This is a genomic window from Pseudomonas sp. HD6515, from assembly GCF_024971855.1.
GTDB classification, from domain to species: domain Bacteria; phylum Pseudomonadota; class Gammaproteobacteria; order Pseudomonadales; family Pseudomonadaceae; genus Aquipseudomonas; species Aquipseudomonas alloputida.
In genome coordinates, this window is sequence record NZ_CP079827.1 from 103,925 (window position 1) to 120,000 (window position 16,076).

At 60.4% G+C, this 16,076-nt stretch carries 16 protein-coding genes (1 of these 16 cut by a window edge); 3 read left to right on the forward strand and 13 right to left on the reverse strand.

Going from position 1 to position 16,076, the window contains the following annotated elements:
- Positions 1-4: 4 nt before the first annotated feature.
- From KW568_RS00515 to KW568_RS00525, 3 genes are all read right to left on the reverse strand, one after another.
- The gene (locus tag KW568_RS00515; protein ID WP_003252941.1) at positions 5-1,663 is read right to left on the reverse strand and encodes a Na/Pi cotransporter family protein; all 1,659 of its coding nucleotides are present in this window, start codon (positions 1,661-1,663) and stop codon (positions 5-7) included.
- Between the two features lie 283 nt (positions 1,664-1,946).
- Positions 1,947-2,717, reverse strand: a complete 771-nt coding sequence (locus tag KW568_RS00520; protein WP_003252940.1) for a TerC family protein — start codon at positions 2,715-2,717, stop codon at positions 1,947-1,949.
- A gap of 69 nt (positions 2,718-2,786) precedes the next feature.
- Positions 2,787-4,094 carry a CitMHS family transporter gene (locus KW568_RS00525; RefSeq protein WP_003252938.1) on the reverse strand — a complete coding sequence of 436 codons (1,308 nt, stop codon included), beginning with the start codon at positions 4,092-4,094 and terminating at the stop codon, positions 2,787-2,789.
- 267 nt (positions 4,095-4,361) lie between these two features.
- Here KW568_RS00525 and KW568_RS00530 point away from each other — a divergent pair, with 267 nt between their 5' ends.
- Positions 4,362-4,763 carry a GFA family protein gene (locus KW568_RS00530; RefSeq protein ID WP_004575247.1) on the forward strand — a complete coding sequence of 134 codons (402 nt, stop codon included), beginning with the start codon at positions 4,362-4,364 and terminating at the stop codon, positions 4,761-4,763.
- 43 nt (positions 4,764-4,806) lie between these two features.
- On the opposite strand, the gene KW568_RS00535 is transcribed toward KW568_RS00530, so the two are convergent.
- From KW568_RS00535 to KW568_RS00580, 10 genes are all read right to left on the reverse strand, one after another.
- On the reverse strand, positions 4,807-6,762 hold the full coding sequence (locus KW568_RS00535) for a DUF4105 domain-containing protein (protein ID WP_004575246.1): 1,956 nt from the start codon (positions 6,760-6,762) through the stop codon (positions 4,807-4,809).
- A complete protein-coding gene (locus KW568_RS00540) occupies positions 6,759-7,079 on the reverse strand; it encodes a DUF2388 domain-containing protein (RefSeq protein WP_003252932.1) in 321 nt (106 codons plus the stop codon). Before KW568_RS00540 ends, KW568_RS00535 begins: the two co-directional genes overlap by 4 nt.
- A 36-nt stretch (positions 7,080-7,115) precedes the next feature.
- On the reverse strand, positions 7,116-7,409 hold the full coding sequence (locus KW568_RS00545; RefSeq protein WP_003252930.1) for a DUF2388 domain-containing protein: 294 nt from the start codon (positions 7,407-7,409) through the stop codon (positions 7,116-7,118).
- 89 nt (positions 7,410-7,498) lie between these two features.
- A complete protein-coding gene (locus KW568_RS00550; RefSeq protein ID WP_003252928.1) occupies positions 7,499-7,816 on the reverse strand; it encodes a DUF2388 domain-containing protein in 318 nt (105 codons plus the stop codon).
- Positions 7,817-8,128: 312 nt separating this feature from the next.
- A complete protein-coding gene (locus KW568_RS00555) occupies positions 8,129-8,344 on the reverse strand; it encodes a DUF1127 domain-containing protein (RefSeq protein ID WP_003252924.1) in 216 nt (71 codons plus the stop codon).
- Between the two features lie 435 nt (positions 8,345-8,779).
- Positions 8,780-10,273: an acetyl-CoA hydrolase/transferase family protein gene (locus KW568_RS00560; protein WP_003252922.1), complete on the reverse strand. Its 1,494-nt coding sequence runs from the start codon at positions 10,271-10,273 to the stop codon at positions 8,780-8,782.
- Between the two features lie 186 nt (positions 10,274-10,459).
- Positions 10,460-11,896, reverse strand: a complete 1,437-nt coding sequence (locus KW568_RS00565) for an NAD(P)(+) transhydrogenase (Re/Si-specific) subunit beta (protein WP_003252919.1) — start codon at positions 11,894-11,896, stop codon at positions 10,460-10,462.
- A gap of 2 nt (positions 11,897-11,898) precedes the next feature.
- Positions 11,899-12,213, reverse strand: coding sequence for an NAD(P) transhydrogenase subunit alpha (locus tag KW568_RS00570; RefSeq protein WP_003252914.1), 315 nt, complete (start codon positions 12,211-12,213; stop codon positions 11,899-11,901).
- 11 nt (positions 12,214-12,224) lie between these two features.
- Positions 12,225-13,346, reverse strand: a complete 1,122-nt coding sequence (locus KW568_RS00575; protein WP_003252911.1) for a Re/Si-specific NAD(P)(+) transhydrogenase subunit alpha — start codon at positions 13,344-13,346, stop codon at positions 12,225-12,227.
- A 419-nt stretch (positions 13,347-13,765) separates the two neighbouring features.
- The gene (locus KW568_RS00580; RefSeq protein WP_004575245.1) at positions 13,766-14,683 is read right to left on the reverse strand and encodes a LysR family transcriptional regulator; all 918 of its coding nucleotides are present in this window, start codon (positions 14,681-14,683) and stop codon (positions 13,766-13,768) included.
- Between the two features lie 160 nt (positions 14,684-14,843).
- On the opposite strand from KW568_RS00580, the gene KW568_RS00585 reads away from it, so the two are divergent.
- Both KW568_RS00585 and KW568_RS00590 read left to right on the forward strand, forming a co-directional pair.
- Positions 14,844-16,025 (forward strand): acyl-CoA dehydrogenase, encoded by a 1,182-nt coding sequence (locus tag KW568_RS00585; RefSeq protein ID WP_003252907.1) that lies wholly within the window; start codon positions 14,844-14,846, stop codon positions 16,023-16,025.
- Positions 16,026-16,038: 13 nt separating this feature from the next.
- On the forward strand, positions 16,039-16,076 hold the 5' end (the start) of the coding sequence (locus tag KW568_RS00590) for a CaiB/BaiF CoA-transferase family protein (RefSeq protein ID WP_004575244.1). The gene runs 1,183 nt beyond the window's last position; the window shows 38 of its 1,221 coding nt (coding positions 1-38); the start codon lies at positions 16,039-16,041; its stop codon lies beyond the right edge, outside the window.

Consider the following 16,076-nt stretch of genomic DNA (forward strand, 5'->3'; position numbering starts at 1 on the left):
GAAATCACGGCTGGCGGGCTTCATCGGGCACACTGTCGAGCATCAGCCCTCCGGTGTCCGAGCCGCCCAGTACCACATAGGCACTGCTACAGAACAAAGAGTTCAACCGCTTCATGTCGGCGATCAGTTCCAAGTGTAGCGAACTGGTCTCGATACTTTGCACGACCTTGCGCTGCAGGCGGCTGACATGGGCGTGTGCGAGGCGCCGCTCCTGGGCACGGAACCGGCGTTTTTCCCGCAGCAGCAAGCGGGCGCTTTCCGGGTCGGCACTGAGGAACACCGACAGGCCCAGGCGCAGATTGGCCAGCAATTGCTCCTGCAGGCCGGTCAGCTCTTCCAGGCCTACCTGGGAAAATTCCCGACGCTGGCTGGTTTTCTGCTGCTGGACCTTGCGCAGCATGCGTTCGATCAGGTCACAGGCGAGTTTGAGGTTAATTGCCAGCTCGATGATTTCGGCCCAGCGGCGGTTGTCCTGTTCGCTGAGGTCTTCCCGTGACATCTGCGCCAGGTACAGCTTGATTGCACTGTACAGGGCTTCGGCGTCTTCGCCCAAGGCGCGAACTTGCTGTGGCAAGGCGGTCTGGGTGCCACGCAGGGCTCCAAGCATGGCTTCGAGCAGGCTGTCGACGATATCCCCCAGGCGCAAAGTCTCGCGGGCGGCGTTGGCCAGGGCCAGGCTGGGCGTTTCCAGGGCCGAGGTGTCAAGGTGACGGGGGCGCACCTGACCATTGCCGATTTCCCGTTCAGGCAGCAGGGCGTTGCACAGTCGACCCATCGGTTTGACCGTGGGCAGCATGATCAGACAGCGCAGCGTGTTGTAGAGCAGGTGAAAGCCAATGACCAGCTCCTGAGGGCTGAAACTCAGCGAGTCCATCCATGCCACCAGCGGGTGCAGCACAGGGATGATCAGCACCAGGCCGATCAGCTTGTACAGCAGGCTGCCCAAGGCCACCCGACGCCCGGCGGCGTTCTGCATGCTGGTACTGATGAAGGCCAGCAGCCCGCTGCCGATGTTGGCGCCGACCACCAGCCCGATGGCTACCGGCAAGCTGATCAGTTCGGCGCCGGCCAGTGTCGCTGTGAGCAGAACGGCGGCCAGGCTGGAATAGGAAATCATGGCGAACATTGCCCCGACCAGAGCGTCGAGCATGATGTCGCCGGTCAGTGAGGCAAACAGCACTTTCACGCCCTGGGCATGGGTGATCGGCGCAGCTGCCTGCACGATAAGCTCAAGTGCCAGGATGATCAGGCCAAGCCCGATGCCTACTCGGCCCAGTTGGCCGGCCCGTGTCTGCTTGCGCGAAAGGAAGAAGATCACGCCAAGGAAGATCAGCAGCGGCGACAGCCAGGACAGGTCGAAGGTCAGTACCCGGGCCATCAGTGCGGTGCCCACGTCGGCACCCAGCATGATTGCCAAGGCCGGGGTCATGGCCATCAGGCCTTGGCCGACGAAAGAGGTGACCAGCATGGCCGTGGCGTTACTGCTTTGAACCATGGCCGTGACCAGAATACCGGCGATGAATGCCAGCGGGCGCTTGTCCATGTTCTGGCTGATGATGCGTCGCAGGTTCGAGCCGAATACCCGAAGGATGCCGGTACGCACAATGTGGGTACCCCAGACCAGAAGCGTCACGGCCGAGAGCAGGTTGAGCAGGGTCAGCATGGCGAAGGCCCCCTGTTGCATAGGCCCATCGGGCCAAGAAAAGAAACGTGAGCGTTTGAAGAATTTTCGGTGCTCACTCAAAGCTTTAGCTGTTTTGCCAAGCTGTCGCCAGCTTCGCATGGCAGTCATTTATTTGAAACAGATCTTGAAACGAATGACGGCCTGTCGGGGCTGCTTCGCGGGCAAGCCTCCACAGTGACAACGCGCAGGAAAAAACGCACAGAAAAAACGCATGAAAAAGGGCCCTGCGAAGGGCCCTTGTTGTGCAGCACTTTCCTTGGCCTTATTGACCCGGAATGTCCTTGCGCAGTTTCACCGGTTCATGATCTTTGCCTTCCTTGCGGGCCATGGCGGTGCGCATGCGTATGTTGATGGCTTCCACCCCCAGCGAGAAGGCCATGGCGAAGTAGACATAGCCCTTCGGTACATGCACATCGAACGCTTCAGCGATCAGTACAGTACCGACCACGATCAGGAACGACAGCGCGAGCATCTTCAGCGACGGGTGCTTGTCGATGAAATTGCTGATGGCGCCGGCGCACAGCATCATCACCAGCACGGCCACGACGATGGCGGCGATCATCACCGGTACGTGGGAAACCATGCCCACAGCGGTGATCACCGAGTCCAGCGAGAACACGATGTCGATGATGGCGATCTGGATGATGGTGTAGAAGAACTTGCCACCTGCGCCTTTGGGCTCCTCTGCATTCTCGTCCTCGCCTTCCAGGCCGTGGTAGATCTCTTGCGAGCTCTTCCATAGCAGGAACAGGCCACCGAAGAACAGGATCAGGTCACGCCCGGAGATGCCTTGGCCAAATACCACGAACAGGTCGGCGGTAAGGCGCATCACCCAGGTAATCGACAGCAGCAGCATGATACGGGTGACCATGGCCAGGGCCAGGCCGAAGATCCGGGTGCGTGGCTGCATGTGCTTGGGCATGCGGCTGACCAGAATCGAGATCATGATGATGTTGTCGATACCGAGGACGATCTCAAGCGCGGTAAGGGTGAAAAAGGCAACCCAGATTTCCGGGCTGGTCAGCCATTCCATGTATTTTCCTTCGAGCGGTAATGGCAACGCGCCCCGGTCAGGGCGCGTCGCGTGCGTGATACGGATGTATTAAAGACTACTGAACAGCGGGAAAATCCCCATCAGCAGTGCGCCGAGCATTATGCACAGGCATACCAGCACTGCCCACTTGAGCGTGAAGCGCTGATGATCGCCGAACTCGATACCGGCCAGGGCCACCAGCAGGTAGGTGGAGGGTACCAGCGGGCTGAGCAGGTGTACCGGCTGCCCGACGATCGACGCACGGGCCATTTCCACCGGGGTGATGCCATAGTGGCTGGCGGCCTCGGCCAGCACCGGCAGCACGCCGTAGTAGAACGCGTCGTTGGACATGAAGAAGGTGAACGGCATGCTCACGATCGCGGTGATGACGGCCAGGTATGGGCCCAGTGCCTCGGGGATGACCGCCAGCAGGCTCTTGGACATGGCGTCGACCATGCCGGTGCCGGACAGGATGCCGGTGAAGATGCCGGCGGCGAAGATCAGCCCGGTCACGGCCAGTACACTGCCGGCGTGGGCGGCGATGCGGTCCTTCTGCTGTTGCAGGCACGGGTAGTTGACGATCATGGCGATACTGAAGGCAATCATGAACAGCACTGGCAGCGGCAGCACGCCGGCGATCAGCGCGACCATCAGGGTGGCGGTCAGGGCACCGTTGAAGTACAGCAGCTTGGGCCGGCGTGCGTCCGGGTACTGCGAGACGGTGATTTCGCTGTGGTCGATGTCGTCGGTAGGCAGATGCAGTTCGCCCAGTCGGGCGCGTTCACGCTTGCCATACATGTAGGCAATGGCCAGGATCGCCAACACACCGAACAGCATGGCCGGGATCATCGGCACGAAGATGTCTGACGGGTCTACGTGCAGGGCGCTGGCAGCACGCGCGGTCGGCCCACCCCAGGGGGTCATGTTCATCACGCCGCCGGCGAGGATGATCAGGCCGGCCATGATCCGCGGGCTCATGCCCAGGCGGCTGTACATCGGCAGCATGGCGGCGCAGCAGATCATGTAGGTGGTGGCTCCGTCACCGTCGAGCGAGACCACCAGGGCCAGTACAGCGGTACCGACCGAGACTTTCAGCGGATCGCCCTTGACCAGCTTGAGGATCTTGCGAACGGCCGGGTCGAACAGGCCGGAATCGATCATCAGGGCGAAATAGAGGATGGCGAACATCAGCATCACGCCGGTAGGTGCGAGCTTGCTGATGCCCTCTAGCATCATGGGGCCGATCTTGGCGGAAAAACCACCGAACAGGGCGAACAGGATCGGTACCAGAATCAGCGCGATCAAGGCCGAAAGGCGCTTGGTCATGATCAGGTACATGAACGTGATGACCATGGCAAAGCCGAGGAAGGTCAGCATGGCAATACTCCAGGCGGGGCGCGGCGAAAGGGCAGTCGATTCGGGCGTATCAGCGCGTAGGGCGCTGTGCGGGGAGCATGCGGAGGGGGACTACGAAAAGGCGGGCACAGGAATACATCAGAATCACCATTGTTGTTGTTGATTGGGCCGGGCGCGGTATTGACCGGGTGCCCTGGCTGACCGGTCTTGTGCCGGTAGTGGGCGCTATCCTAAAAGGGCAAGCTTTCAGCCAGCTTTCGCTGAGGCAAAGGTGACGAGAGGTAGGTGATGCAGGATGTAACCGAAGGTGGCTGCCATTGTGGCGCCCTGCGTTATCGGCTGGAGGGCAACTTGACGGACATTGCCCACTGTCATTGTTCGATCTGCAGGCGGGTCAGCGGTGGACTGGTGGTCACCTGGCTTACCCTACCCCGTTCTGGGTTCCAGTGGTTAACGGGCGAGCCGAACTGCTATGTGGCGCCTGCCAGTTGCAGCCGCTACTTCTGTGGGCAGTGTGGGGCGCATGTGGCGCTGGTGACCACGCATAGCCCGCAGACGATCGATGTGACGGTGGCCACGCTGGATCACCCTGAGTGGGTGCGAGCCAACCGGCATATCTGGGTGGGCAGCCGGTTGCCCTGGTTGCATCTGGATGAGGATTTGCCCTCGGAAGATGAGGAGCGCCTGTAGGCGCGGCGCGGGCTTGCCCGCGAAAGGGCCAGCCCGTCATCCATCACAACTGCAGGCCACCAGCAGCCTTGTGCAACGCCCGCAAATGCTCACCGATTTGCTTCACGTTGGCCTCGATCGCTGCAATTTCCTTGGCTCGCGACGGCTCCAGCAGCGCCCTCACCTCTTTGTCCAGGCTGGTGCTCAAGCGCAACAGCTGTGCCTGCCGCTCGCTGCTCACCTGCTCCAGGTGCTTGCGCTCTTCTGGCTGCGGCAGCCCGTAGCCTTTGGAATCGAGCAACTCTGCCGGGCGGCTGAGAAAACCGCTGTTGGCAAGCATTTGCTTGAGCGTGGCATCGGCTTTGTTGATGCTGCCATCCTTCAAGGCTGCGGCATTCAGGTAACGCTGCTTGACCTCGTCCTGGGCCAGCAGAAGCTGCCGGCGCAGGCTGGCCTGCTCAAGCAGAAGCAGTGCCGCGCTGGTGCGCAGGTCAGCCTTGGCGAACCAGCTACGGCGCTGCTCGGCATTGAGGGCCAGCCAGTCTTCAACCAGAGCTTGCTTGATTGGCAACTGTTTTCTCAGCACCTCGAACATGGCCTGGTACCGGTCGCGGTAAGAATCGAAGCGGTAGCCCAGGCGTAACGCTTCGCGCGGGTTATCAAGCACGCTGGTATCAGCCAGCCCCCTGCCCTTGAGCACGGCCAGCAAACCGTTGGGCATGATGCTGTCCAGGTCGTTGAGGCGCGCATTGGCGGTGCCGCTGCGCAGCAGCTTCAATGACTCCACGGCACAGTTGTTGGACAGGAACCAGTAGTTGCCGTCATAGCTCCAGTGCATCTCGGCGGCCTGGCGCACCAGGCTCTCGATCTCGTCGCGGTTGAGTTTCAAGGGCACCGAGGCCAGGCTGCGCAGCTCGGTCTTGGTGTATTCGTCGATCACCTGGCCCAGCGGAAGCACGAATAGCCGCGACGGGTAGTTGCCGACCAGGCCGTCCCAGCTGGAGAGTTGCACGTCGTTGACGAAGGCGCGGTACGAAAGCACCAGGCTTTGATCAAGGTCCAGGCGGCAGTCTGGGCCGCGCGGTCGGCCCGGCTTGCAGATCACCAGGCGCAGCATGCTGTGCCCCCAGCGGCTGACCAGGTTCTGATTGGCTTCAGCCAGCAGATAGTCCACTTCGTAGACCCGCTCTGGGTCGATTTCACCTAGCGGTTGGCGGGCGAAGTCGCTGCCGGCATTGATGAATGGCAGGCCTTTGGCACAGGTGTCCTGTTGGGGTGCCCAGCCGAAGTGTTCGCGGAGGTACTGATACAGCGCCGGGCGACGGCAGCTGTAGCTCGGGTCGAGGAGGAAATACTCCATGTTGACCGCGATGTATTCCTTGGGGCTGCTCAACTCATAGCTGTCGGGGCTGCGCACGAATTGGCCATTGTGCTGTTCGCGCTCGCCTCGTCGGCCCACGTACTGCTGCCACCCGGCCAAGTCGAGCAGGCGTGGGTCGTCGCTCAGGGTGAAGCGGCGCTCTGCCTGCCCGCGGCATTCTTCCGGCAGGCCGACCTTGCCCAGCGTGCCTTGCTGGCGCTTGCAGCGTGCAATCAGCGAATTCTCGACGCTGGGCCACAAGCGGGCACGGTCGTAGAGATGGGTGAGCTCGTGCAGCACGGTGGCCAGCAGCTCTTCACGCACCGTGCCATGTGGGCGGTCGGTGCGCTCAGTGGCGGCGCTGCCATCGGTGAGGCTGGGCAGCAAGCTGCGGTTGAGCTCGAGGGTGGATATCAGTGAAGCCTGCCCATAGGCGTCGGCAGGCATGTTGTCGCTCCAACTGACCCGCACGCGACGGTCCAGCTGTTGCTTGAAGCGCGGTGGCAGCTTACCCATGGTCTCGTTGAGCAGGGCTTGGGAAGCTTGTGCTTGTTGCGGGTCCAGGCCGGACGACTGCAGCTCAAGCTGCAGGTCGGCCAAGGCGGGCGTGCCGAGCAGCGTCAGGGCGCAGCCGAGCAGCCAGGCGCGCACGCGCGTCACAGTGCGAGTATGGCTTCAGCCAGCACCTGGTCGCTGGCGCCTCGCGCTTCCGGTACGCGCTCGCGCAGGGTATTGAAGGCTGCCTCGAGTTGGACGCCGCGGATGTCACCGTTGCTGGCGACAAAGCTTGCAGCGTCGTCGTGGGCTTCGCGCACCACTTTGGAGTCGCGGATCGAGGTGGTGGTGTCTGAGGTGAAGTCGATCGAACGGCCAAAGGCACGCACGATGATGTTGCTGGTGGCCACCAGGGTCTGTGCCTGGGCCAGGTCGGCCAGCAGCAGCATGCCGAGGGAAGCGGCAATCAGCGGTTTACGCATGGAGCATCTCCGAAAAATACAGGGAGTCAGATGTAGTTATTGGACGAGAATTGCCTGCGCCAGTTCCAGATCGCCGACGGCGTGCCGTGCGCAATTGTGGCGTAATGATTCAAGGGCGGCTTCCAGGCGTGCACCACGGATCAGGCCGTCGCTGGCAACGAATGCGGCGGCATCGTCGCGGGCCTGTGTGACCAATTTGCGATCGAATGGTGCGGCTGTGACCTGGCTGGTGACATAGCCGGTGATGACCAGGCTTTGTGTGGTCGTATCCATGGCATGGGCGCTGGCCATGCCTGCGGCGGCGAACAGCAACGGCAACAGATAACGCATGAGCTTTCTTGAAGGCTGGAAAAGTGAACGGCGAAGCCTACCTCAGGTGCGAGGGCCGAAGCCAACGCACCTGTCTCGCATGGCGTGTATCAGAGTGCCAGGATGGCCTGGGCCAGTTGTGCATCGCTGGCTTGCAGGGTAGGCATGTTCGAACGGATGTGTACAAAGGCGCTTTCCAGTCGGGCGCCGCGGATAGCGCCCTGAGTGCCGACGAAAGTGGCTGCGTCATCGCGGGCTGCCTGGACGATCTTGTCGTCGCGGAACGAAGAGCTCAGATCGGAAGTGGCGTCGGTGGAGGCGGCAACGGCGCGTACTACCGTATCGGTGGTGACAACGAAGCTGGTGGCGTTGGCAGTGCCAGCCAGGCCAAGCAGCAGGGCGGCGCCAAGCAGGTGTTTACGGGACATGATCGTGGACTCCTGGGGTAGGGTCAGGTTGGTTCTGCTTTATCGGACGTTTGCAGGGATCGTCACGGTACGTTTCAACAACGGGGTTCTAGCAGACGGTTATGCCAAGCGTATCACGCAGTGCTACGTAGCGATGATAACGAGTGCTGCGCCAGGCAACTGTTAAGGTGTTTTTTTGTACCTATAAAACTGTACTGGTCGTGATCTCAAGTGCTCTACAGCGCGTCTCTCGGGCAATAAAAAACCCGCTGCAGTCACCTGCAACGGGTTTGGGGAATTCACGGTGCCGGTCAAAGCCGGCAAGCCGGGAGCTTAGCGCCAGAAAGGCTTGCTCAGCTCTTCGTAACGCTGCGACTCGCTGATACCGGCGTCTGCCAGCAGGCGGGAGTCCAGGCGAGCCAGTTGACGACGGCTGGTCATACGGCGCTGCCACAGCAGCAGGGTCGACAATGCGCGCAGCGGCAGCGAGGTGTTGGATTGCTGGGCGTTGCTTTCAAAAACCAGACCGGAACTGAGGGTACGTTCCATGATGCTTCATCCTTCCGCTTATGGCGGCATTAGGTAGTGATTTAACTGATGCCAATGATCCTCCTCTGTCGTCCATAACAGTAGATACAGTTCAGTTGAAAGACGATGGCTCAGTTAACTGTGTAACCCTACTGTTGCACTCGAAATAGGCGTAACTGTACTGGTCTGCACTTCTTTGGTGCGCCTTGATTCGAAGAAGGGGATTTGTCAGTCGGGAAGATCTGAAAACACCAGTACAGTAGAACAGATTATTCTGCTGATGGCGGAAAGGTGTATTGATAGAAGGGTTTGAGTGTTATGGGCTATTCGCGAGCTTGCCCGCTCCCATAGAGAAAGTGCTGCCCTTTAGGGTTGTACATCACCTGTGGGAGCGGGCAAGCCCGCGAAGAGGCCGGAACAGCAGAGGCAGGGCCGCCGTTCCGTACCACATCTGGATCAGCTAGCCAGCATGCGCCCGGTTTCTTCCAGGTTTTCGTGCCAGCTCAGGGCTTCACGCAGGATGTGCGGGGTATGACCGCCACGCTGGCAGGCACGGTCGAAGTAGTCGTTCAGCGCAGCGCGATAGTCTGGGTGCACGCAGTTGTCGATGATCGCTCGCGCCCGTTCGCGCGGCGCCAGGCCACGCAGGTCCGCCAGGCCCTGCTCGGTGACCAGGATGTCCACGTCGTGCTCGGTGTGGTCGACATGGCTGACCATTGGCACCACGCTGGAAATCGCCCCGCCTTTGGCAATCGACTTGGTGACGAACACGGCCAGGTGGGCGTTACGGGCGAAGTCGCCGGAGCCACCGATGCCGTTCATCATCCTGGTGCCACAGACGTGAGTGGAGTTGACGTTGCCGTAGATATCGAACTCCAGTGCGGTGTTGATACCGATGATGCCCAGGCGACGTACCACTTCCGGGTGGTTGGAGATTTCCTGCGGGCGTAGCACCAACTTGTCCTTGTAGCGCTCCAGGTTGCCGAACACATCGGCATTGCGGCGCGTTGACAGGGTGATCGAGCTGCCCGATGCGAAGCTAAGCTTGCCGGCGTCGATCAGGTCGAAGGTGGAGTCCTGCAGCACTTCGGAGTACATGGTCAGGTCTTCGAACGGCGACTCGATCAGGCCGCACATCACCGCATTGGCAATGCTGCCAATGCCGGCTTGCAGCGGGCCGAGCTTGTTGGTCATACGGCCTGCATCCACTTCCTTCTTGAGGAAGTTGATCAGGTGGTCGGCGATGCCCTGTGTTTCATCATCTGGCGGCAGCACAGTGGACGGCGAGTCTGGCTGGTCACTGATGACGATACCGACGATCTTGGCCGGGTCGATCGGGATCGCGGTGCTGCCGATACGGTCGTCTACCTTGACCAGCGGGATTGGCGTGCGAGTCGGACGGTAGGTTGGGATATAGATGTCGTGCAGGCCTTCGAGGTTGGTGTTGTGCGAGAGGTTGATCTCCACAATCACCTGCTTGGCGAAGATCGCGAAGCTGGCCGAGTTGCCCACCGACGTGGTTGGCACGATGTGGCCTTGCTCGGTGATGGCCACGGCTTCGATGACCGCGATGTCCGGCAGCTTCAGCTGCTGGTTGCGCAGTTGCTCGACGGTTTCCGACAGGTGCTGGTCAATGAACATCACCTGGCCGTCATTGATGGCTTTGCGCAGGGTGCTGTCGACCTGGAACGGCATGCGGCGGGCCAACACACCGGCCTCGGTCAGTTGTTTGTCCAGGTCATTGCCCAGGCTGGCGCCGGTCATCAGGCTGATTTTCAGTGGCGATTGCTTGGCACGTTCGGCCAGTGCATGCGGTACGGCCTTGGCTTCGCCGGCGCGGGTGAAGCCGCTCATGCCGACAGTCATGCCGTCCTCGATCAGACCAGCGGCATCAGCCGCACTCATTACCTTGCTGTGCAGGGAGGACAAGCGGATACGATCACGGTACATGGATTGTTATCTCGGGCTACTGAAACTACTGCAGCGCAGTCTAGAGATTTCGCCCATTGCCGTCCCACGACCATGGTCGTATGAGAAGCCTTGTATTTGAGCCGTTGATCCGGATCAATAAAAGAAAAGCCCCGGCAGATTCTGACCGGGGCTTCCTTTATATCAGCTGGTTTGCAGCGGCTGGTGTCACTCCACTGCCTTGACCATGTCCTCGATGACCTTCTTGGCGTCACCGAACACCATCATGGTCTTGTCCAGATAGAACAGTTCGTTGTCCAGGCCGGCATAGCCGCTGGCCATCGAGCGTTTGTTGACGATGATGGTCTTGGCTTTGAACGCCTCGAGGATCGGCATGCCGGCGATTGGCGACTTGGGATCGTTCTTCGCCGCCGGGTTGACCACGTCGTTGGCGCCCAGCACCAGCACCACGTCGGCCTGGCCGAACTCGGCGTTGATGTCTTCCATCTCGAATACCTGATCGTACGGCACTTCAGCCTCGGCCAGCAGTACGTTCATGTGCCCGGGCATGCGGCCCGCCACCGGGTGAATCGCATACTTCACGGTCACGCCGTTGTGGGTCAGCTTCTCGGTCAGCTCTTTCAGTGCGTGTTGTGCGCGGGCCACCGCCAGGCCGTAGCCCGGAACGATGATCACGCTGTCGGCATTGCTGAGCAGGAAGGTGGCATCGTCAGCCGAACCGGACTTCACCGGCCGCTGTTCTTGCGAACCTTGCGCCGCGCCAGTGTCGGTATCGCCACCGAAGCCGCCAAGGATGACGTTGAAGAACGAGCGGTTCATCGCCTTGCACATGATGTACGAGAGGATGGCACCGGACGAACCTACCAGGGAACCGGCGATGATCAGCATCGAGTTGTTCAGCGAGAAGCCGATGCCGGCCGCTGCCCACCCCGAGTAGCTGTTGAGCATCGACACCACCACTGGCATGTCGGCGCCGCCGATCGGAATAATGATCAGCACACCCATGATGAAGGCCAGGACCAGCATCAGGGTGAAGGCACTGTAGTGGCCAGTGAAAGTGAACAGCAGGCCAAGGGCGATGGTGGTCAGGCCAAGGATCAGGTTCAGTTTGTGCTGGCCAGCGAACTGTACCGGTGCGCCTTGGAAGAGGCGGAACTTGTACTTGCCCGACAATTTGCCAAAGGCGATCACCGAACCGGAGAAGGTAATGGCACCGATGGCAGCACCGAGGAACAGCTCCAGGCGGTTGCCGGTGGGGATCGGATCGCTGATGGCAGCCACAATGCCCATCGACTGTGGCTCCAGCACGGCGGCGATGGCAATGAACACCGCCGCCAGGCCGATCATGCTGTGCATGAAAGCGACCAGTTCGGGCATTTTGGTCATTTCGACGCGCTTGGCCATGATGGAACCGGCGGTGCCGCCGACCAGCAGGCCGACGATGACATAGCCGATACCGGCAGTGGCAAGTTCAGCCCCAAGCTTATAAATGAGGCCGACCGTCGTGAGGATGGCGAGCCCCATGCCGATCATGCCGAACAGATTGCCGCGCCGCGAGGTAGTCGGGTGCGACAGGCCCTTGAGCGCCTGGATGAAGCACACCGAGGCGACGAGGTAGAGGAGCGTTACCAGATTCATGCTCATGCTTACTTCTTCGCCTCGTTCTTGGTTTTCTTCTTGAACATTTCAAGCATGCGGCGGGTGACCAGGAAGCCACCGAACACGTTGACTGCGGCAAGGGCCACGGCCAGGGTGCCCATCAGCTTGCCGGCCGGGGTCACGGTCAGGGCCGCGGCCAGCATGGCGCCGACGATGACGATTGCCGAGATGGCATTGGTGACCGCCATCAGTGGGGTGTGCAGCGCCGGGGTGACGTTCCACACCACGTGGTAGCCCACATAGATGGCCAGCACGAAAATGATCAGGTTGTAGATGCCGTGGGAAATCAGCATGTCTTCCATTGTCGTGCTCCTTAGCCGTTCTTGCGGACGATCTGACCATCACGGCACATCAGGCAGGCCGCGACGATGTCGTCTTCGAGGTTGATGATCAGCGCGCCATCCTTGTCGAACAGCAGCTTCATGAAGTCCAGCAGGTTGCGCGCATACAGTGCCGAGGCATCGGCACTCACCTGGGCTGGCAGGTTGGTCGGGCCGACGATGGTCACGCCGTTCTCCTGCACCACCTGGTCTGCGACGGTCAGCGGGCAGTTGCCGCCTTGGGCTGCAGCCAGGTCGATGACCACCGAGCCAGGCTTCATCTGCGCCACGGTTTCGGCGCTTAGCAGGGTCGGCGCCTTGCGCCCGGGGATCAGCGCGGTGGTGATGACGATATCGGCCTGCTTGGCACGCTCGTGCACCGCCTGGGCCTGGCGCTGCATCCAACTGGCCGGCATTGGTCGGGCATAGCCGCCAACGCCTTCGGCGCATTCTCGCTCCTCGTCGGTCTCGTAGGGCACGTCGATGAATTTTGCACCCAGTGATTCGATCTGCTCTTTCACCGCCGGGCGAACGTCGGATGCTTCGATCACCGCACCCAGGCGCTTGGCGGTGGCGATAGCCTGCAAGCCGGCAACGCCAGCGCCCAGTACCAGGACGCGTGCGGCCTTAACGGTACCGGCAGCGGTCATCAGCATTGGCATGAAGCGTGGGTAGTGATGGGCTGCCAGCAACACGGCCTTGTAGCCGGCGATGTTGGCCTGCGACGACAGCACGTCCAGGCTCTGCGCCCGCGAGGTTCGCGGCGCGGCTTCCAGGGCGAAGGCGGTAATACCGCGTTCGGCCATCTTGCCGATCAGTTCACCGTTGAAGGGGTTGAGCATGCCCACCAGAAGGCTGCCGCTGTTGATCAGGGCCAGTTCCTGGTCGTTGGGGGCGACCACTTTGAGTACCAATTGGGCGCCGTAGGCATCGGCGGCGCTTCCAAGGGAAGCACCCACGGCTTCATAGGCACTGTCCGGAATGGCGGCGTTGAGCCCTGCCCCCCGTTGAACGGTGACCTGATGGCCCTGGCCAATCAGTTTCTTGATGGTTTCGGGGGTCGCAGCGACCCTTGTCTCACCGGTCTGCGTCTCGAGAGGAACACCAATGTGCACGACTATTTCTCCTGCGGTGACCTTTTGTCTTTGTAGAAGCCAGCACACTTCGGATGGTGCGCTGGGGCGGCTGTGGAGCGCCAACCCGCCGGATCCCGGGCGGGGCGAAGCATTTTGCAGACGAACCCGAAGGCCTTCAACCGGTTCTGAAGCGAAACGAAGTCAAAACTACAAGTCACCCTGTGACCGCTTGTCGCAGCAATAGGGTTGCAGCCCGTCAAACATGCGCCATTGGCAGATTAGGAGAAAAAATCAAAAAAAAAGCGGCCAATTCGCTTACGACTAGTTGGATGTCGCAAAATAACCCGCAAAGCCGCGTACTGAGCACGGTTAAAGGGTGTTTTTATGCTTGCGTTACAGTTTGCGAATATGCGACATATACATATATCTGTAGGTGTTTAAAATAATTGACTACAGGGTCAATTTGTCGCGCTTGCCCCTGATCTATTCAGGTAGGCCTGAGCCTGGCTTACCAGCCAGTCGCGAAAGGCGCGTAGCGACGCCGACTCCACCTTGCGCTCTGGAATCATCAGATAGTAGGCCTTGTCGCTACTCAGGGCATGCCTGTTAGCGACCACCAGCCTTCCCTCCTCCAACTCCCGCTGGATCAGGAACGGTGGTATCAGGGCAATGCCCATGTCGTGCATGGCCGCCTGGGCGAGCATCGAGAATAGTTCATAGCGCGGGCCTGTCATGTCGCGCTCCACATTCATGCCCACACTGCCGAACCATTGCCGCCAGGCATACGGGCGCGTGCTCTGCTGCAGCAGTGGTAGCTGCGCGATGTGGCGTGCCTCGAGCATGCCCTGGCCGTTCAGCAGTGCCGGGCTGCACACGGGTACTGGGTTTTCACCCATCAGTTGGTGCGACTGGGTGCCTGACCAGTCCGCATCACCAAAATAGATGGCGGCATCGAAGGTAGTGTCGGCGAACAGGAATGGCCGGGTGCGGTTGGTGAGGTTGACTGTGACCTCCGGGTGGCGCTGCTGGAAGTCCTTGAGCCGTGGTAGCAGCCATTGAGTGCCAAACGTCGGCACTACCGCCAGCTCGATCACATTGGCGCCTTGCTGGCGCATGACCGACAAGGTATCGCGCTCCACGGCGTCCAGTTGGGCCGCCACCTGGCGACTGTAGGACAGGCCGGCTTCGGTCAGCCTTACGCCGCGGCGCGAGCGACGGAACAGTTCCACATTAAGGAAGGCTTCCAGGCCACCGATCTGCCGACAGACGGCACCCTGGGTCAGCGCGAGTTCCTGGGCAGCCTTGGTAAAGCTCTCGTTACGGGCTGCCGCCTCGAAGCAAATCAGGGCGGCGGTACTGGGGATCTTACGGCGCATGTACGTCAACCTCACTTGTAAGGCTGTCAATAAGGCGTTTTGCCGATTTACGGAGTGACAAAATATCACTAATTGGTGCGCAATCCTCGTTTGTCCCGGCGGCCGATCAGGCCTAGGCTCAAAGGCACAAGAAACTGACCCCTATTTCGAGGATTCGCTCATGGCCGGTAAAGCAAGCTTCAACTGGATCGACCCGTTGCTGCTGGATCAGCAGCTCACTGAAGAAGAGCGCATGGTGCGTGACAGCGCTTATCAGTTCGCCCAGGACAAGCTGGCCCCGCGTGTGCTTGAGGCCTTCCGCCATGAGCAGACCGATCCGGCGATCTTCCGCGAGATGGGTGAAGTAGGCCTGTTGGGTGCAACCATTCCCGAGCAATACGGTGGCAGTGGCCTGAATTATGTGTGCTATGGCCTTATTGCTCGCGAAGTGGAACGTATCGACTCAGGTTACCGCTCGATGATGAGTGTGCAGTCGTCGCTGGTGATGGTGCCGATCAACGAATTTGGCACCGAAGCTCAAAAGCAGAAGTACCTCCCCAAGTTGGCCAGTGGCGAGTGGATCGGTTGCTTCGGTCTGACCGAGCCTAACCATGGCTCCGATCCTGGTTCGATGATTACGCGCGCGAGGAAGGTCGACGGTGGCTACCGGCTGACCGGCAGTAAAATGTGGATCACCAACAGTCCCATCGCCGATGTGTTCGTGGTGTGGGCCAAGGATGATGCGGGCGATATTCGTGGCTTCGTACTGGAAAAAGGCTGGCAAGGCCTCAGTGCCCCGGCAATCCATGGCAAGGTTGGCCTGCGCGCGTCGATCACTGGTGAAATCGTCATGGACAATGTGTTCGTGCCAGAAGAGAACATCTTCCCGGACGTGCGTGGCCTCAAGGGCCCGTTCACCTGCCTGAACTCGGCTCGCTATGGTATTTCGTGGGGTGCGCTGGGTGCCGCTGAAGCCTGCTGGCACACCGCTCGCCAGTACACCCTGGACCGTCAGCAGTTTGGTCGTCCACTGGCCGCCAACCAGTTGATTCAGAAGAAGCTTGCCGACATGCAGACAGAAATCACCCTGGCGCTGCAGGGCTGCCTGCGTCTGGGTCGCATGAAGGATGAAGGGACGGCTGCGGTGGAAATCACCTCCATCATGAAGCGCAATTCCTGCGGCAAGGCGCTGGATATCGCCCGTATGGCGCGTGACATGCTGGGCGGCAACGGCATCTCCGACGAGTTTGGTGTGGCCCGCCATCTGGTTAACCTGGAGGTGGTCAACACCTATGAAGGTACCCATGATGTGCATGCACTTATCCTGGGTCGTGCGCAGACCGGTATCCAGGCGTTCTATTGATAAGGAGCAAGCCATGGGCGCGCTATCACATCTGCGGGTGCTAGACCTTTC